Genomic DNA, 16,857 nt, shown 5'->3' with positions numbered 1-16,857 from the left:
CCACCGCCGCCCGCCTCACTCACCTCACCGCTCGGCGTCCAGCGCCTGCAGATCGTCCTCGTCCTCGCCCGCGTCCAGCTCATCGAGGCCGTCGTCCGCGTCGTCCGCGCCGTCCTCGTCGTCCTCCTCGTCGAACACCGCGCTCACGTCGAACCTGCACACCACCCGCTGCGGATCGACCTGCTCGAACGGTGCCTCCAGCCACTCGCCGGGTTCGGCCGGCTCGTCGGTGGCGGTGACCCAGAGCGTGGAGTCGCCCTCCTCCAGGCCGAACTCCTTGTGCCGGGAAGCGATCTCGTCCGGTTCGAACTCGCCGAACAGGATGCCCAGCGCCCCGGGGACCGTGCCGGCACCCTCGTCGTCCGCTCCGCCGGCGAGCTCGTACTCCGCCGCCTCGACCCGCTGGGCCTGCGCCAGCAGCCGCTGGGGTTCCGCCACCGCGTAGTCGCGGCGGATCAGCACGCTGATCGCGTTGGGCTCCTCGGGACCGGCGTACGGCGGCAGGGTGTCGTCCGCACCGGGGATCTCGAAGGGGGTGACCTCGTCGTAGCGGTCGTAGAGCAGCTCGTCGTACACCTCGGCGGCCGCGGCCAGCTGGTTGAAGGCCTCGTAGACGGCCGGGTCGTCCTCCCCCGACCTGCGTTCGACAGCCGCCAGGTGGCGGTCGAGCGCGCTCTTGATCGCCTCGGCGGCGGCGCGTACCTCGGCAGCGGTGGGCTGCGCAGCATCAGACATAGTGCAGACGCTATCCGTACCGGGCACCAGCCCGCACAATAGATGCGATGCCGGAATACGAATTTGTCGACGTGTATGTGCCTCGCGGGGTGTCCCGCAAGGAGGCCACGCGTCTACTGACGGACCATGCCGAGTACGGACACTGGGAGTTGGACCGACTGAGCCTGATGCGCGACGGCAGCCGCAGGGTGCGGCTGCGCCGGCGGATCATCCGCCAGGTGCGCGCCACGTGGTGAGTCAGGACGCATGATCGGAGCGGGCCCCGCCGACATGGTGGGGCCCGCGCCGTTTCTCCTGCCGTGACCGGGCCGGTGCGTTCGGTCACAACCTCTGTGATCGTTCCGGTTCTTCGCGTCACGACCACCGTGACCGAGCCGGCACGTCCGGTCACAACGGCTGTGACCGATCCGGTACTTCCGGTTACGGCCGCTGTGGCCGTTCCGGCCGGCCGTGCCGCTACGCCGCGGCCCGGGCCTTGCGGTACAGCACAGCGCCCGCGAGCACCGCGCCCGCGCTCAAGGGCAGGGTCACGCCCAGCGGCAGGCCGGCGCCGGTGTGAGCGAGTTGGCCGGTGCTCAGCGACGCGTCGGAGCGGCCGCCCTGCGACCCGATGTGGGGCGAGACGTGCGAGCCGTGCCCGCCGTTGCCCGACCCGGTGCCAGGCGTTCCGGGCGTCCCCGGGTGCCCCGGAGTGCCCGGGTGGCCGGGAGTGCCCGGAGTGCCCGGGTGGCCAGGCTGACCGGGGTGGCCAGGCTGACCGGGCTGCCCCGGGTGACCGGGCTGGCCCGGCGTGCCAGGCGGCTTCTCGTGCCCGCCCCCGTTGACGCAGTCGTTGCCCTTGGTGCCGTTGCCGACGCCCACGACGTCCACGCTGTTGCCGCACACGTTCACCGGAACGTCGATCGGCACCTGGATGGTGTTGCCGGAGCCCGCACCGGGCGAGCCGCCGGTGTGACCGCCCGCGTGCGAGCCGCCGGAGCCACCGTGCCCGCCCGTGCCGGCCTGTCCTCCCGAATCGGCGCACGCGTTGCCCACCGACGGGTTGAGAAGCCCGACGACGTTGACGGTGTTGCCGCAGAGGTTCACCGGCACGTGCACCGGCACCTGCACGGTGTTGCCGGACAGTACGCCCGGCGAGCCGTCGGCGGAACCGGCCGCGGTCGCGTCCGCGTGGGCGTATCCGCTCGCGGCGGCGATCACACCGGTCACGGCCGCCATGGTCATCAGGCCCTTACGAGTGCCCTGTCGCATTCTGCATTCCCCCCTGATCTTCGACTGTGGAAAAGGCCGTTCGGCCCCGGAGCGCATGGTGCGCACCCCGAGGCCGACGGCTCGTCAAGGACGCCCCTCGGGGAGTCGGCGTCAGTCGTTGACGCAGGTGTTGCCGAAGGCGGGGTTCAGGAGCCCGATCACGTTGATCGTGTTGCCGCACACGTTCACCGGGACGTGCACGGGCACCTGAATCACGTTGCCGGAGACGACGCCCGGGGAGTGCACGGCGGCACCCTGGGCGCCCGAGTCGGCGACGGCCAGGCCCGCGCCGGCGAGAACCAGGCCACCGGTGGCAGCCGCAGCAGCGACGACCTTCTTGATCATTCTTCCTCCTTGTTGGCAAAGCGACCCCAATTGCGGATCGCATCACCTGTAACGAGAAGGGAGTAATGGAGCTACGAGCTTATGGTCGGATTCACTCTTCCCAGTCGGCCTCGTACGCTCGCCCGATTCACGACGCGTCGATGAACCGGTCGAGCACCCGCACCCCGAACCGGAGTCCGTCCACCGGGACCCGCTCGTCCACGCCGTGGAACATGCCCGCGAAGTCCAGCTCCGGCGGCAGCTTGAGCGGCGCGAAGCCGAAGCCGCGGATGCCGAGGTCGTCGAAGGACTTGGCGTCGGTGCCGCCGGAGAGCATGTAGGGGATCGCCTTGGCGGTCGGGTCCTCGGCCAGCAGCGCGGACTGCATGGCCTCGACCAGGGCGCCGTCGAAGCTGGTCTCCAGCGCCTTGTCGGAGTGCACGTCCTCGCGGCGGACGTTCGGTCCGAGCAGCCGGTCGATGTCGCCGAGGAACTCCTCCTCGTGCCCCGGCAGGAACCGTCCGTCGATGTTCGCGGTGGCCTCACCGGGGATGACGTTGACCTTGTAACCGGCGTTCAGCTGCGTGGGGTTGGCCGTGTTGGACAGGGTCGCGCCGATGAGCTTGGCGATGCCGCCGAGCCGGGCGAGGGTGGACTCCATGTCCTCCGGGTCCAGCTCGGTGCCGAGCGCGTCCCCGAGCTCGTCGAGGAAGGCCCGGGTGGTCTTGGTGACCCGCACCGGGAACGTGTGCCGGCCGACGCGGGCGACGGCCTCGGACAGCTCGGTGATGGCGTTGTCCCGGTGGATCATCGACCCGTGTCCGGCGGTGCCGGCCACGGTCAGCTTCATCCAGTGCATGCCCTTCTCGGCCGTCTGGATCAGGTAGAGGCGCCGCTGCTCGTTCACGGTGAACGAGAATCCGCCGACCTCGCTGATCGCCTCGGTGACGCCCTCGAACAGCTCCGGGTGGTTGTCGACGAGGTGGCGGGCCCCGTACGTGCCGCCCGCCTCCTCGTCCGCGAGGAAGGCGACGACGATGTCCCGCGGGGGCCGGCGCCCGCTCCGGAGCCGGTCCCGCACGACCGCGAGGGTCATCGCGTCCATGTCCTTCATGTCGACCGCTCCGCGCCCCCACACGCACCCGTCGGCGACCTCGCCGGAGAACGGGTGGTGCGTCCAGTCGTCGGCGTTGGCGGGTACGACGTCCAGGTGGCCGTGGATGAGCAGTGCGGGCCGGGACGGGTCCTCGCCCTCGATGCGGGCCACCGTGGAGGCGCGGCCCGGGTGCGACTCGAAGATCCGGGGCTCCAGCCCGACCTCGGCGAGTTTCCCGGCGACGTACTCGGCGGCCTTGCGCTCGCCCGGACCCGAGTGGTCGCCGTAGTTGCTGGTGTCGAACCGGATCAGCTCGCGGCAGAGGTCCACGACCTCGTCCTCGCCGGTGACGGTCCTGGCCGTGTCCGTGTCGGTCACGCTGCTTCCTCCCGCTGTCTGCTGGTGGTCCCCCTCATCCTGCCCCCGCGCCCGCCGGGACCCAAGACCGGACCCGGACCGTCACGCGCCCTTCACGCGGGACCGGGGCCGGGCCGGGGGGTGATCGGACACCCCCCGAAAGCCTGGTAATGTTTCCTTCGTCGCCACGGGGGAATCCCCGCGCGACAGACACCTTGTCCGGGTGGCGGAATGGCAGACGCGCTAGCTTGAGGTGCTAGTGCCCTTTATCGGGCGTGGGGGTTCAAGTCCCCCCTCGGACACCAGTGAGGGTCCCTGTTCACCAGGGGCCCTCCGCTTTTCCCGCGTCGGCCCGTGGCGTCACAAAAGTCCACGGGCACACCAACTGCCCCTGCGTGTCCGCCCCTTGGCGCCTCGTGTGGGCGATCTCTCGTCCGGCGTGAAGACCGGCAGGTCAGCGGCCTTCGATTGATCACCGCGCCCACCCCAACAGCCTCTCCCGAGTGGTCGGACGAAGGGGCCAAGCCTAGCGTCGTACTAAGATTTCCGGTTTGTTACTCAGCCGGACCGACGTGAGGACCCCATGGCAGCCATAGACGAGAGCAGCGCTCTCGGCCTGCTCGACGAAGAGATCCGCACGCAGTTCGGCGACAGGGCACGTTTCTCCGCGGGGCCGGCCGCCTCGCCGCGCACGCTGGTCGACGTGTTCGACGCGTCCGTGCGGTCGTACCCGGACGAGCTCGCTCTGGACGACGGCACCCAGCGCCTCACCTACCGTGCGCTGGCCGTCGAGGTGGAGCGGTTGCGGCGGCGGCTCGCCGAGGCGGGGGTCGGGCTCGGGGACCGGGTCGGGGTGCGTGTGCCCTCGGGGACCAACGAGCTGTACGTCACGATCCTCGCCGTGCTCGCCGCCGGTGCCGCCTACGTCCCCGTGGACGCCGAGGACCCGGACGAGCGGGCCGAGTTGGTGTTCGGGGAGGCGCAGGTGCGGGCCGTCGTCGGGGCCGGGCACCGGATCAGCGTCGAAGGGGCCTCCGAGGTCCCGGCCGCCCGGCCCGGCACCGGGCACGACGCCTGGATCATCTTCACGTCCGGGTCCACCGGGAAGCCCAAGGGCGTCGCCGTCACGCACCGCAGTGCCGCCGCGTTCGTGGACGCCGAGGCCGCGCTGTTCCTGACCGAGGAGCCCATCGGGCCCGGTGACCGGGTCATGGCGGGGCTGTCCGTCGCGTTCGACGCGTCCTGCGAGGAGATGTGGCTGGCCTGGCGGTACGGCGCCTGTCTGGTGCCCGTGCCCCGCTCGCAGGTCAGGAGCGGTGCCGATCTCGGGCCCTGGCTGGTCGAGCAGGAGATCACCGTCGTCTCGACCGTGCCCACGCTGGCCGCCCTCTGGGAGAGCGAGACCCTCAACGACGTACGGCTGCTGATCTTCGGCGGCGAGGCCTGCCCACCCGAGCTGGCGCAGCGCCTGGTCACCGAGGGGCGCGAGGTGTGGAACACCTACGGGCCGACCGAGGCGACCGTCGTGGCCTGTGCGGCGCTGATGACCGGCGAGGAACCCATCAGGATCGGGCTGCCGCTGGGCGGGTGGGAGCTGGCCGTCGTCGACGAGGCCGGTGAGCCCGTGGCCATGGGCGACAGCGGGCAGTTGGTGATCGGCGGGGTCGGACTCGCGCGGTATCTCGATCCGGAGAAGGACGCGGAGAAGTACGCGCCGCTTCAGTCGCTGGGCTGGGAGCGGGCGTACCGCAGTGGTGACCTGGTCAGGGCCGAGCCCGAGGGGCTGATCTTCCTCGGGCGGGCGGACGAGCAGATCAAGCTCGGCGGGCGGCGGATCGAGCTCGGCGAGGTGGATGCCGCGCTCCAGGCGCTGCCCGGGGTCGCCGGGGCCGCCGCCGCCGTGCGCACCGCCCGCAGCGGCAACCAGCTGCTGGTCGGGTACGTCGTCACCCAGGACGGCTGGGATCACGCGGCCGCCGTCGAGAAGCTGCGGGCGGAGCTGCCCGCCGCGCTGGTGCCGCTGCTCGCGCCCGTCGCCGAGCTGCCGACCCGGACGTCCGGGAAGGTGGACCGGAACGCCCTGCCGTGGCCCCTGGAGGGCGTGCAGGCCCCGAAGGCGGAGCTGTACGGCACCGAGGCCTGGCTCGCCGAGCAGTGGGCGGAGGTCCTCGGCGCCTCGGTGACCAGCGCCTCCGACGACTTCTTCGCGATCGGCGGCAGCAGTCTGGCCGCCGCCCAGCTCACCACCCGGCTGCGCACCCGCTACCCGAGCGCCGCCGTCCTCGACATCTACCAGCAGCCGACCCTGCGCAAGCTGGCCCGGCGTCTGGAGGCCTCGGCGCAGGACGACGGGGCACGACGCACGGTCGAGCCGGTCCCGGTGCGGGCCCAGGCCGTCCAGCTCCTGCTGATGCTTCCGCTGGTCACGCTGCTCGGGCTGCGCTGGACGGTGGTCCTGGCCGCCGCCGGGAACCTGCTGCCCGGGTACGCCTGGCTGCCGACGGCGTCCTGGTGGCTGCTCGCCGCCGGCGCGCTGCTGTTCTTCAGCCCGCCCGGACGGATCGCGCTCGCGGCGGGCGGGGCGCGGCTGCTGCTGCGGGGTCTGAAGCCGGGCCGGTACCCGCGTGGCGGCAGTGTGCATCTGCGGCTGTGGACCGCCGAGCGGCTGGCCGAGTTCAGCGGGGCCACCACGCTCACCGGGTCGTGGCTGGAGCGGTACGCGCGGGCGCTGGGCGCCAAGGTGGGTCAGGACGTGGACCTGCACTCGCTGCCGCCGGTCACCGGCATGCTCCGGCTGGGGCGCGGGGCGGCCGTGGAGTCCGAGGTGGACCTGAGCGGATACTGGCTGGACGGTGACCGGCTGGAGGTCGGTGCGGTACGGGTGGGCGCGCACGCCGTCGTCGGGACGCGCAGCATGCTGTTCCCGGGCGCCCGCGTCGGCAAGCGGGCCGAGGTGGCTCCCGGCTCGGCGGTCGGCGGGCAGGTCCCGACCGGTCAGCGGTGGGCGGGCGCGCCCGCGGTCAAGCTCGGCAAGGCCAAGCGCAACTGGCCGGGGGAGCGGCCGCAGCGGGGCACGTACTGGCGGGTGATGTACGGCGTGACGGGGCTCGCCCTCAGCGCGCTGCCGCTGCTCGCCTCGGTGGCCGCGCTGCTGGTCGCCCGGGTCTTCGTGGCGCCCGGGACCTCGCTCGCGGGGGCCCTGCGCGGGCTCGCGCTCGGGCTCGTCCCGGCCACGCTGGCCTACGGGCTGGCGTACGCGCTGCTGATCCTGGTCGGGGTCCGCGTGCTCAGTCTGGGGCTGCGCGAGGGCACGCATCCCACGCACGGCCGGGTCGGCTGGCAGGCGTGGACCGTGACGCAGCTGATGGACCGGGCCCGGGAGACGCTGTTCCCGCTGTACGCGGGTCTTGTCACGCCGGTGTGGCTGCGGCTGCTGGGCATGCGCGTCGGGCGGGGCGCCGAGGTGTCGACGGTGCTGGCGCTGCCGAGTCTGACCACGGTCGGTGACGGTGCCTTCCTGGCGGACGACACGCTGACGGCGCCGTACGAGCTGGGCGGCGGCTGGGTGCGGATCGGGCGTGCGGAGATCGGGCGGCGGGCCTTCCTCGGGAACTCGGGGATGACCGCGCCGGGGCGGAGTGTGCCGGACGGCGGTCTGGTCGGCGTGCTGTCGGCGACGCCGAAGAAGGCGAAGAAGGGCACCTCGTACCTGGGGCTGCCGCCGGTGAAGCTGCCGCGCAGTGCGGCGGGCGGGGACCAGAGCCGTACGTACGACCCGCCGGCTCGGCTGCTGTGGGCGCGGGGTCTGGTGGAGCTGTGCCGGATCGTGCCGGTCCTGTGCTCGGCGGCGCTGGCCGCGGCGACGGTGGTGGCGCTGTGCGCGCTGGGGGTGTGGGTCTGGGCGCTGTCGGGGCTGGTGCTGGCGGTGGCGGGTGTCGTGGCGGGGCTCGTCTCGGTCGTGGCGAAGTGGCTGCTGGTGGGGCGGCACCGGGCCGGGGAGCATCCGCTGTGGAGCTCTTTCGTCTGGCGCAACGAGCTGGCGGACACGTTCGTCGAGGTGCTGGCGGTGCCGTGGCTGGCCGGGGCGGTGCCGGGGACGCCGGTGATGACGGCGTGGCTGCGCGGGCTGGGCGCGCGCATCGGCAGGGGTGTCTGGGTGGAGAGTTACTGGCTGCCGGAGACGGACCTGGTGACCCTTCAGGACGCGGCCACGGTGAACCGCGGGTGTGTGCTGCAGACTCACCTCTTCCACGACCGGATCTTGCGGACGGATACTGTGGTCCTCCGTGAGGGCGCCACGCTGGGTCCTGGCGGGATCGTGCTGCCCGGCAGCACGATCGGGGCCCGTACGACCCTGGGTCCCGCGTCGCTCGTCATGGCCGCGGAGTCCGTCCCGGACGACACTCGCTGGCTCGGCAACCCGATCGAGGCATGGCGTTCGTGAGCGCGGCCTGTTCGGGTCCGACGGGTGGTGCACCGGCACTCGGTGGTGGCACAGCGCAGGGAGCGGACACAGCAGTGGCAGTTCAGCAGTCGGTCGGCCGGGACCCGTACTTCCCGGACAACGGTGACTCCCGCTTCCGGGTGCACCGCTACGAACTCACGCTGGACTACCGCCCGGGTCCGAACCGGCTGGCGGGCACGGCCCGGATCAACGCCATCGCGGGGCGGGCGGCGCTCACCGAGTTCCAGCTCAACCTGGCCGACTTCAAGATCGGCCGGGTCCGGGTGGACGGCCGCCAGCCGCACTACACGCACCGCGGCGGCAGGCTGCGCGTCCGCCCGGCCAAGCCGATCCGCGCCGGGGCCGCGTTCACGGTCGAGGTGCACTGGTCCGGGAACCCGAAGCCGGTGGCCACCCCCTGGGGCGGGGTCGGCTGGGAGGAGCTGGAGGACGGGGCGCTGGTGGTGAGCCAGCCGATCGGGGCGCCGTCCTGGTACCCGTGCAACGACCGGCCCGCCGACAAGGCGTCCTACCTGATCTCGGTCACCACGCCGTCGGCCTACTCCGTGGTGGCGGGCGGGCGGCTGCTGACCCGGACGACGAAGGCCTCGACGACCACGTGGGTGTACGAGCAGTCCGTGCCCACGTCCAGCTATCTCGTCGGGCTGGCGATCGGCAAGTACGAGACCGTGCTGCTGGGCGACCCGGGGCCGGGCGGCATCCCGCAGCACGGGCACATCCCGGCGCATCTGCTGCCCGAGTTCTCCCGGGACTTCGCGCGCCAGCCCGCCATGATGGAACTGTTCCAGGAGCTGTTCGGGCCGTATCCGTTCGACGAGTACGCGGTCGCGGTGACGGAGGAGGAGCTCGATGTGCCCGTCGAGGCGCAGGGGTTGTCGCTGTTCGGCTCCAACCATGTGGACGGCGCCCGGGGTTCGGAGCGGCTGGTGGCGCACGAGCTGGCGCACCAGTGGTTCGGCAACTGCGTGTCCATCGCCGACTGGCGGAACATCTGGCTGAACGAGGGCTTCGCCAAGTACGCGGAGTGGCTGTGGTCCGAGCGCTCGGGCGGCCGCAGCGCCCAGCAGCTGGCCGCCGCCGCGCACCGGTTGCTGGCCACGATGCCGCAGGACCTGAAACTGGCCGACCCGGGCCGCAAGTCGATGTTCGACGACCGGCTCTACGAGCGCGGCGGTCTGACCCTGCACGCGGTGCGCTGCGCGCTGGGCGACGAGGCGTTCTTCCTCATGGTGCGCAGTTGGGTGCGGCTGCACCGCAACGGCACGGTGACGACAGCGGCGTTCACCGCGCACGTGGCCCGCTTCGCGGACGAGTCGCTGGACGGGCTGTTCGACGCGTGGCTGTTCAGGGGGGAGCTGCCGCCGCTGCCGACGCTCGGTACGCCTGCGGCGCTCTGAGGGCTCCCCTGACATCGCGCGGGGATGCCGACACGCTCGTACGGTGGAAGGAGGACGCCCTCCGTGCCCGTAGGGGCGTGTGCTCCAGGAGGTTGAACCCATGACCACCGCCGCAGACATCATGCATCCCGGCGCCGACTGGATCCCCGCGACCGAGACGCTCGACCGGGCCGCACAGCTGATGGCGCGCCTGAACGTGGGCGCGCTGCCCGTGAGCGGCGCCGGCGACCGGCTGGCAGGCATCATCACGGACCGCGACATCATCGTGAAGTGCGTGGCCAAGGGCCACGATCCGTCGAAGGTGACGTGTGGCGACCTGACCGAGGGGACGCCGCGCTGGATCGACGCGAACGCGACCGTGGCCGACGTGCTGGAGGAGATGGGGAGCCACCAGATACGCCGGCTGCCCGTCATCAGGAACAAGAAACTCGTCGGCATGATCAGTGAGGCCGACCTGGCCACCCATGTGACGGACCGGGAACTGGCCGGCTTCGTCGAGAAGGTCTACGCGAAGACCTGAACGGTCCCCGGATCCCGGGGACGCCGGCCACCGGCCGCCCTGCCGAGGGGCCGGTGGCCGGCACACGGTCGCCGCGGCGCGCACGGGCGGGGCCGAGCCGCGTCACCGCCCCGGACCGGGGCGCAGGGGGCGTGCCGTGAGGGTGCCGTCGTCGGCGTGCTCGACCCGGGTGCCGAAGTCACGGCTGCAGCGGTCCAGGACGGTGCGGAGCCAGTCGGTGTCCTTACCGGACGCGTGTTCCAGGCGCATGCGGCGTGCCTGGAGGGGCACCATCCGCAGGCCGGTCAGCCGGCCGGTGCCGGGTTCGACCGACACCAGGTGCAGCAGCCGCAGGTCGTCGCGGTAGCGGGCGTAGCCGCCGATGCCCTCGTAGTCGTCGACGAGGTCTCCGCAGCCGTACAGAATCAGCCGGCCGCGGTAGATCTCCAGGGGGCGCGGGTGGTGCGAGGAGTGGCCGTGGACGATGTCCGCGCCGGCGTCGACGAGCGCGTGGGCGAAGCGGACCTCGTCGCGGGTGACGCCGTATCCCCAGTTGGGGCCCCAGTGGACGGAGACGACGACGATGTCGTCGGGGCGTGCGGTGCGCCGGATGCGGTCGGCGAGGCCGGCGGCGCAGGTCGGGGTCGGCTCGTCGACGAGGGCCACGCCGGACCGCTCGGGGGTGGCGGCCCAGCTGTGCGGGATTCCGCTGGAGGGCAGGCCGAAGGAGAGGACCAGGACGCGTCCGCCGGTGCGCAGTGGGACGGTCGCCGGGCGCCAGGCCGCGGTCGCGTCGCGGCCCGCCCCGGCCGTCGTGAGCCCGGCGCCCGCGAGGCAGTCCAGTGTCTCGGCGAGGCCGGACGGACCGAAGTCGAGGACGTGGTTGTTGGCGAGGGTGCAGACGTCGGGGCGGGCGGCGGCGAGGCAGGGCAGGTTGGCGGGGTGCATGCGGTAGTGGACGGGCTTGCCCGGGGCGAAGTCGCCGTCCCGGGTGACGGCGGTCTCCAGGTTGATCACGCGGACGTCGGGGGCCGCGCGGTCCAGGACGGGCAGCGCCTCGCCCCAGGGCCAGGCGTGGTCCACCGGGACGGGTATGGGGCCGTTCGCGGCCTCCGCCAGGGCCACGTAGTCGCGGGCGTCGTGCAGGTAGCCCTCGTGCAGGACGGGGTCACCGGGGTGCGCGAGGATCTGGTCGACGCCCCGGCCGAGCATGACGTCACCGGCGACGAACAGGGTGACGGCGCCCTCGTGCATGGCCCGAACTCCTCGCGCCGATTGCCGAGTTGTCCGCGCGCTAGACGTGCGCGGGTGCCATGTGGTCGATGAACCAGTCGCAGGCCAGGTCGGTCACCGCTTCCAGTGCGCCGGGCTCCTCGAACAGGTGGGTGGCGCCGGGGACGATCGCCAGCCGGTTCTCGCACGTCAGGCGGGTCTGGGCCTCGCGGTTGAGGTCGCGCACGCGCAGGTCGGCGCCGCCGACGATGAGCAGGGTGGGTGCCGTCACCTCGGGCAGCAGGGGTCCGGCGAGGTCGGGCCGGCCGCCGCGGGAGACGACCGCGGCGGGTCGTGCGGAGGGGGCGGCGGCGGCCCGCAGGGCGGCGGCCGCGCCGGTGCTGGCGCCGAAGTAGCCGATGGCGAGCCCTTCGACGTCGGGTTCCTCGCGCAGCCAGGCGGTGGCGCCCACCAGGCGGCCGGCCAGCAGCCCGATGTCGAACACGTTGGCCCGGTCGGCTTCCTCGTCCTCGGTGAGCAGGTCGAAGAGCAGGGTGCCGAGACCGGACCGGTTCAGGCCCTGGGCGACGAACCGGTTGCGGGGGCTGTGCCTGCTGCTGCCGCTGCCGTGGGCGAAGGCGACGACCCCGGTGGCGCCGGCGGATACGGTGAGCCGGCCGCGCAGCCGTACGGCGCCGGCCGTCACCCGCACCTCGCGGTCGACGGACCCGGTGCCGGCGAAGCGTTCGTGGTGCTGGGCCACCTGCCGGAGCCAGGCGGTGACCTCCTCGTCCTCGGTCTGGGTGAAGTCGAAGTAGAACTGGCCGATCGCGAAGAAGTCGACCGGGGTCTCCAGGCAGACGAGTTCGTCGGCCTCGTCGCCCAGTCGCCGGGCGAAGTCCCGCGGGGCCACGGGGATGGCCAGCACGATCCGGGCCGCGCCCCGGGCGCGGGCGATCCGGCAGGCCGCGCGTGCGGTGGACCCGGTGGCCACGCCGTCGTCGACGATGACCACGGTCCGGCCGGCGATGGTGAGGGCGGGGCGCTCGCCCCGATAGCGCTCGGACCGCCGGTGCAGCTCCGCGCGCTCGCGCTCCTCGACCCGCCCGAGTTCCGCCCGGCTGACGTGCGTCCCGGCCAGCACCTGCTGGTTGATCACGCGGACGCCGTCCTCGCCGATCGCCCCCATGCCCAGTTCCGGCTGCTCGGGCACCCCCAGCTTGCGTACCAGGCAGACGTCCAGCGGAGCGTCCAGGGCGTCGGCGACCTGCGCGGCTACCGGCACCCCGCCCCGGGGCAGCCCGAGGACGACGACGTCCTGGCCCCGGAGGTACTCCAGCCGGGCGCCGAGCCGCCTGCCTGCTTCGAGTCGGTCGGCGAAGGGCACGGCGGCTTCACTCCCGGGTCTGCCAGAGGCCGGCGGGAGCCGCCGTCTCGGGTGCGCCCATGTCCTGGATGTCGCCCTGGGCGGCGTTCAGCAGCACATGGCCCATGGCGATCAGGGCGCGGCCGGCGGCGAGTTCGTCGCCTATCTCCGGGACCGCCTGGTCCAGGGGGCTGCGGCGTGCCTCGGCGCGGCTCTCCAGGATGTTGTCCCCGGTGTCCAGGACGATCCGGGCGGTGGTGTCCGGGTCGTGTTCGGACAGGTACAGGTTCAGCCGCCACTCCTTGACGGACGCGGGACTGCTGCTCACGGGTCGGGTCATCGTCCGCCCCTCCTCACTGCGCTGCGAGGCAACGGGACGCACCTGCGCGTCTCCCCTTCCACTGTGCACCGCACCGCACGTGGGCGCCCGTCGTGGTAAAGGCAGAATGTGGGGCATGACCACGCGTACCTGCCCCTGCGGCCGTCCCGAGTCCTACGACGCCTGCTGCGGCCGTTTCCTCTCGGGTCCCGGCACAGCGCCGACCGCCGAGGCACTCATGCGGTCGCGGTACAGCGCGTTCGTGAAGGGGGACGCGGGGTATCTGCTGCGGACGTGGCATCCGCGGACCCGGCCGGAGCGCCTGGAGCTGGATCCGCGGATGAAGTGGACGGGGCTGGAGATCCTGGACAGCACGGACGGGTCCGCCTTCCACAGCACGGGCACCGTGACCTTCCGCGCGTCCTACCGCGGCGGCTCGCTGCACGAGCGCAGCCGGTTCGAGCGGGTGGACGGGGCGTGGGTGTACGTCGACGGGGACTTCCCGGAGCAGGACGGCGACTTTCCGCGGTAGCGCGCGGCAGCGCGGTCAGGGCGCCAGGATGTCCAGTTCCTGGAGGGCGCCCACGGTGATCTGCCTGGTCAGTTCCTCGGCGCGGGTCGCGTCGCCCGCGCGGACCGCCTCCGCGACCTGGACGTGCAGGGTGACGGCCGCCGGGTCGGGGTCCTCGAACATGACCTCGTGATGGGTGCGGCCGGTCAGCACCTCGGCGACGACGTCACCGAGGCGGGCGAACATCTCGTTGCCCGAGGCAGTGAGGACGACCCGGTGGAAGGCCATGTCGTGGATCAGGTACGCCTCCAGTTTGCGGCCGCGTGAGTTGGCGACCATCCCGAGGGCGCATTCGGTGAGTTCGGCGCACTGCTCGGGCGTGGCGTTCCTGGCGGCGAGGCCCGCCGCGACGGGTTCGACGGCGGAGCGCAGCACGGTCAGGGAGCGCAGCTGGTGGGGGCGGTCGGCGCCGGCCAGGCGCCAGCGGATGACCTGGGGGTCGTAGACGTTCCACTCGTACTTGGGGCGGACCGTCACACCCACGCGGCGGCGGGACTCGACCAGGTGCATGGACTCCAGCACCCGCACCGCCTCGCGCATCACGGAGCGTGACACCTCGAAGTGCTGTGCCAGTTCGTCGGTACGCAGGACGCTGCCCGGCGGGTACTCGCCCGCAGTGATCGCGGGGCCGAGGGTGTCCAGTACGCGGCCGTGCAGCCCCCGGCCCGGTGTGCTCATGCACTCAGCGTACGGCGTGGATCACGGAGACAAAAGGTCAGACTTATACGTCACAGACACTTGAATTTGTCGTACCTAATAGGTTTCAGTGTGGCGACGCCGGATGTCGGCGTCGGATGTCGAAGAAGACAGCGAGGCAGTCATGCGCACCCCCCAGGTCGTCGTCGTGATGGGCGTCGCCGGGACGGGCAAGACCACGATCGGTCCGTTGCTCGCCGCCCGGCTGGGCGTTCCGTACGCCGAGGGCGACGACTTCCACCCGAAGGCCAACATCGACAAGATGTCGGCCGGGATCCCGCTCGACGACTCCGACCGGTGGCCGTGGCTCGACGCCATCGGGCACTGGGCGCACGGGCGGGCGGGGCTCGGTGGGGTGGTCAGCAGCTCGGCACTGAAGCGGTCGTACCGCGACCGGCTTCGGGCCGTGGCCCCCGGGATCGTGTTCGTGCACCTCACGGGCGACCGGAAGCTGATCGAGGACCGGATGTCCCACCGGCAGGGTCACTTCATGCCGACCGCGCTGCTGGACTCCCAGTTCGCCACGCTCCAGCCGCTGGAGGCCGACGAGGCGGGAGTCGCCGTCGACGTCACCGGTGAGCCCGAGGAGATCACCGAACGCGCGGTGAAGGCCCTGGACGCCCTCTCCGAGACATCCGAGTAACACCCCGCCCCTCGTCCCCGCACCTGTAAAGGGAACCCTCCCGTGACCAGACTCAGTGTCGAGCTGCTGGCAGCGGACACCGTCCCGCCGATCACCTCGGCCGGTCATGCCCAGCTGGGCATCGCCGTCCTGGCGGGCATCGCCGTCATCGTCGTTCTCATCACCAAGTTCAAGCTTCATGCCTTCCTGTCCCTGACCATCGGCTCACTGGTGCTCGGCGCGGTCGCCGGCGCGCCGCTGGACAAGGTGATCACAAGCTTCACCACCGGCCTCGGCAGCACCGTCGCCGGCGTCGGCGTGCTGATCGCCCTCGGCGCGATCCTCGGCAAGCTGCTCGCCGACTCCGGCGGCGCCGACCAGATAGTCGACACGATCCTCGCCAAGGCCGGCGGGCGGGCCATGCCGTGGGCGATGGTGCTGATCGCCTCCGTGATCGGTCTGCCGTTGTTCTTCGAGGTCGGCATCGTGCTGCTGATCCCGGTCGTGCTGATGGTCGCCAAGCGAGGCAACTACTCCCTGATGCGCATCGGCATCCCGGCGCTGGCCGGTCTGTCCGTGATGCACGGCCTGATCCCGCCGCACCCCGGCCCGCTGGTCGCGATCGACGCGGTCAAGGCCAACCTGGGCGTGACCCTGGCGCTCGGCATCCTGGTCGCCATCCCCACGGTGATCATCGCCGGTCCGCTGTTCTCCAAGGTGGCCGCCCGCTGGGTGGACGTCCAGGCTCCCGACCGGATGCTGCCGGAGCGCGCCTCCGAGCAGGTGGAGCGCCGTCCGGGCTTCGGCGCGACGCTCGCCACGGTGCTGCTGCCGGTCGTGCTGATGCTGGCCAAGGCGCTGGTGGACATCGTCGTCGACGACCCCACGAAGCTCACCCAGCGGGTCTTCGACATCATCGGCTCCCCGCTGATCGCGCTGCTCGCCGCCGTCCTCGTCGGCTTCTTCACGCTGGGCCGGCCCGCCGGCTTCAGCAAGGAGCGGCTCCAGCGGACGGTCGACAAGGGCCTGATGCCCATCGCCGGCATCCTGCTGATCGTCGGCGCGGGCGGTGGCTTCAAGCAGACGCTGATCGACTCCGGTGTGGGCCAGATGATCCTGGACATCTCCAAGGACTGGTCGATCCCGGCGCTGCTGCTGGCCTGGCTGATCGCGGTGGCGATCCGGCTGGCGACGGGTTCGGCGACGGTCGCGACCGTGTCGGCGGCGGGGCTCGTGGCTCCGCTGGCGGCCGACATGTCGACCACCCACACCGCCCTGCTGGTCCTGGCCATCGGCGCCGGCTCGCTCTTCTTCAGCCATGTCAACGACGCCGGTTTCTGGCTGGTGAAGGAGTACTTCGGGCTGAGCGTCGGTCAGACGGTCAAGACCTGGTCGGTGATGGAGACCATCATCTCGGTGGTCGCCGGCGGTCTGGTCCTGCTGCTGTCCCTGGTGATCTAGGAGCGCTAGGGCGATGACGGCTCACCCTCTCCTCGACAACAGCGGCCGTACGGCCCTGGTCACCGGCTCCAGCCTGGGCATCGGACTCGCCCGGCCCGTGGCCCCGCCGAGGCGGGCTGCACCGTGGTCCTCAACGGCCGCGACCCGGACCGCCTCGCGAAGGCGGCGGCGGAGATACCCGGCGACCGCGTGCACACGGCGGTGTTCGACGTGACCGACGGCCCCCGCGTGGCCGACGGGATCGCGGACGTCGAGGAGCGGGTGGGCCCGCTGGACATCCTGGTCAACAACGCGGGCATGCGACCGGACTCATCCGGCTACCGGTCGAGGACGGCGCGTTCGGCGCCGGGGCGCGCCGCCGTACCCCGGCCGGCCGCTGGGGCCGCACCGAGGACCTGGTCGGCGGCCTGCCTTTCCTCGGCTCCCCCGCGGCGGACTTCGTCAGCGGCCAGATCCTGAAACGCCACTCGGCCGGCCCAGGTGGCC

General features: G+C 72.2%; 15 protein-coding genes, 1 tRNA gene and 1 pseudogene. 9 read left to right on the top strand and 8 right to left on the bottom strand.

Features of this window, described 5'->3' with window-relative positions; all coding sequences use genetic code 11:
- Positions 1-24: 24 nt before the first annotated feature.
- A complete protein-coding gene (locus ACWD5D_RS24660) occupies positions 25-735 on the bottom strand; it encodes a hypothetical protein (protein ID WP_451374905.1) in 711 nt (236 codons plus the stop codon).
- 47 nt (positions 736-782) lie between these two features.
- On the opposite strand from ACWD5D_RS24660, the gene ACWD5D_RS24655 reads away from it, so the two are divergent.
- On the top strand, positions 783-971 hold the full coding sequence (locus ACWD5D_RS24655) for a DUF5703 family protein (protein WP_046732800.1): 189 nt from the start codon (positions 783-785) through the stop codon (positions 969-971).
- A 220-nt stretch (positions 972-1,191) separates the two neighbouring features.
- On the opposite strand, the gene ACWD5D_RS24650 is transcribed toward ACWD5D_RS24655, so the two are convergent.
- From ACWD5D_RS24650 to ACWD5D_RS24640, 3 genes are all read right to left on the bottom strand, one after another.
- Entirely contained in the window at positions 1,192-1,986 is a 795-nt protein-coding gene (locus tag ACWD5D_RS24650) for a chaplin (RefSeq protein WP_451374904.1), read from the bottom strand.
- Between the two features lie 111 nt (positions 1,987-2,097).
- Positions 2,098-2,331: a chaplin ChpH gene (gene chpH, locus ACWD5D_RS24645; RefSeq protein ID WP_451374903.1), complete on the bottom strand. Its 234-nt coding sequence runs from the start codon at positions 2,329-2,331 to the stop codon at positions 2,098-2,100.
- A 127-nt stretch (positions 2,332-2,458) separates the two neighbouring features.
- Positions 2,459-3,784 carry a M20/M25/M40 family metallo-hydrolase gene (locus tag ACWD5D_RS24640; RefSeq protein ID WP_451374902.1) on the bottom strand — a complete coding sequence of 442 codons (1,326 nt, stop codon included), beginning with the start codon at positions 3,782-3,784 and terminating at the stop codon, positions 2,459-2,461.
- 196 nt (positions 3,785-3,980) lie between these two features.
- Here ACWD5D_RS24640 and ACWD5D_RS24635 point away from each other — a divergent pair.
- The 4 genes from ACWD5D_RS24635 (at position 3,981) to ACWD5D_RS24620 (ending at position 10,145) form a co-directional block, all read left to right on the top strand.
- Positions 3,981-4,068, top strand: a tRNA-Leu gene (locus ACWD5D_RS24635).
- Between the two features lie 278 nt (positions 4,069-4,346).
- Complete coding sequence (locus ACWD5D_RS24630) at positions 4,347-8,207, top strand: Pls/PosA family non-ribosomal peptide synthetase (RefSeq protein ID WP_451374901.1); 3,861 nt, start codon at positions 4,347-4,349, stop codon at positions 8,205-8,207.
- Positions 8,208-8,281: 74 nt separating this feature from the next.
- Complete coding sequence (locus tag ACWD5D_RS24625; protein ID WP_451374900.1) at positions 8,282-9,625, top strand: M1 family metallopeptidase; 1,344 nt, start codon at positions 8,282-8,284, stop codon at positions 9,623-9,625.
- Positions 9,626-9,725: 100 nt separating this feature from the next.
- On the top strand, positions 9,726-10,145 hold the full coding sequence (locus ACWD5D_RS24620) for a CBS domain-containing protein (protein WP_451374899.1): 420 nt from the start codon (positions 9,726-9,728) through the stop codon (positions 10,143-10,145).
- A 102-nt stretch (positions 10,146-10,247) separates the two neighbouring features.
- On the opposite strand, the gene ACWD5D_RS24615 is transcribed toward ACWD5D_RS24620, so the two are convergent.
- The 3 genes from ACWD5D_RS24615 to ACWD5D_RS24605 are packed head-to-tail and all read right to left on the bottom strand — an operon-like array spanning position 10,248 to position 13,042.
- Positions 10,248-11,378, bottom strand: coding sequence for a CapA family protein (locus tag ACWD5D_RS24615; protein WP_451374898.1), 1,131 nt, complete (start codon positions 11,376-11,378; stop codon positions 10,248-10,250).
- Positions 11,379-11,418: 40 nt separating this feature from the next.
- Entirely contained in the window at positions 11,419-12,723 is a 1,305-nt protein-coding gene (locus ACWD5D_RS24610) for a phosphoribosyltransferase family protein (RefSeq protein WP_451374897.1), read from the bottom strand.
- Positions 12,724-12,730: 7 nt separating this feature from the next.
- The gene (locus ACWD5D_RS24605) at positions 12,731-13,042 is read right to left on the bottom strand and encodes a dsRBD fold-containing protein (RefSeq protein ID WP_451374896.1); all 312 of its coding nucleotides are present in this window, start codon (positions 13,040-13,042) and stop codon (positions 12,731-12,733) included.
- A gap of 115 nt (positions 13,043-13,157) precedes the next feature.
- On the opposite strand from ACWD5D_RS24605, the gene ACWD5D_RS24600 reads away from it, so the two are divergent.
- Positions 13,158-13,553, top strand: coding sequence for a YchJ family protein (locus tag ACWD5D_RS24600; RefSeq protein ID WP_451374895.1), 396 nt, complete (start codon positions 13,158-13,160; stop codon positions 13,551-13,553).
- A gap of 15 nt (positions 13,554-13,568) precedes the next feature.
- Here ACWD5D_RS24600 and ACWD5D_RS24595 read toward each other — a convergent pair whose 3' ends face one another.
- Complete coding sequence (locus tag ACWD5D_RS24595) at positions 13,569-14,270, bottom strand: FadR/GntR family transcriptional regulator (protein ID WP_451374894.1); 702 nt, start codon at positions 14,268-14,270, stop codon at positions 13,569-13,571.
- Positions 14,271-14,412: 142 nt separating this feature from the next.
- Here ACWD5D_RS24595 and ACWD5D_RS24590 point away from each other — a divergent pair, with 142 nt between their 5' ends.
- From ACWD5D_RS24590 to ACWD5D_RS24580, 3 genes and pseudogenes are all read left to right on the top strand, one after another.
- Entirely contained in the window at positions 14,413-14,931 is a 519-nt protein-coding gene (locus ACWD5D_RS24590) for a gluconokinase (protein ID WP_451374893.1), read from the top strand.
- Positions 14,932-14,973: 42 nt separating this feature from the next.
- Positions 14,974-16,371 (top strand): GntP family permease, encoded by a 1,398-nt coding sequence (locus ACWD5D_RS24585; protein WP_451374892.1) that lies wholly within the window; start codon positions 14,974-14,976, stop codon positions 16,369-16,371.
- Positions 16,372-16,384: 13 nt separating this feature from the next.
- A pseudogene (locus ACWD5D_RS24580) lies at positions 16,385-16,829 on the top strand (SDR family NAD(P)-dependent oxidoreductase); the annotation flags it as partial.
- Positions 16,830-16,857 lie beyond the last annotated feature (28 nt).

The sequence above is a fragment of the Streptomyces sp. NPDC002520 genome (assembly GCF_053595235.1).
Note: the sequence above shows the minus strand (reverse complement) of the source record. Positions and strands in the feature narration are given on the sequence as shown.

Bases quoted from the DNA above. Each gene is read 5' to 3' on its own strand.
- ACWD5D_RS24660 (WP_451374905.1), bottom strand. From the start codon at position 735: ATGTCTGATGCTGCGCAGCCCACCGCTGCCGAGGTACGCGCCGCCGCC.
- ACWD5D_RS24655 (WP_046732800.1), top strand. From the start codon at position 783: ATGCCGGAATACGAATTTGTCGACGTGTATGTGCCTCGCGGGGTGTCC.
- ACWD5D_RS24650 (WP_451374904.1), bottom strand. From the start codon at position 1,986: ATGCGACAGGGCACTCGTAAGGGCCTGATGACCATGGCGGCCGTGACC.
- chpH (WP_451374903.1), bottom strand. From the start codon at position 2,331: ATGATCAAGAAGGTCGTCGCTGCTGCGGCTGCCACCGGTGGCCTGGTT.
- ACWD5D_RS24630 (WP_451374901.1), top strand. From the start codon at position 4,347: ATGGCAGCCATAGACGAGAGCAGCGCTCTCGGCCTGCTCGACGAAGAG.
- ACWD5D_RS24620 (WP_451374899.1), top strand. From the start codon at position 9,726: ATGACCACCGCCGCAGACATCATGCATCCCGGCGCCGACTGGATCCCC.
- ACWD5D_RS24615 (WP_451374898.1), bottom strand. From the start codon at position 11,378: ATGCACGAGGGCGCCGTCACCCTGTTCGTCGCCGGTGACGTCATGCTC.
- ACWD5D_RS24605 (WP_451374896.1), bottom strand. From the start codon at position 13,042: ATGACCCGACCCGTGAGCAGCAGTCCCGCGTCCGTCAAGGAGTGGCGG.
- ACWD5D_RS24600 (WP_451374895.1), top strand. From the start codon at position 13,158: ATGACCACGCGTACCTGCCCCTGCGGCCGTCCCGAGTCCTACGACGCC.
- ACWD5D_RS24595 (WP_451374894.1), bottom strand. From the start codon at position 14,270: ATGAGCACACCGGGCCGGGGGCTGCACGGCCGCGTACTGGACACCCTC.
- ACWD5D_RS24590 (WP_451374893.1), top strand. From the start codon at position 14,413: ATGCGCACCCCCCAGGTCGTCGTCGTGATGGGCGTCGCCGGGACGGGC.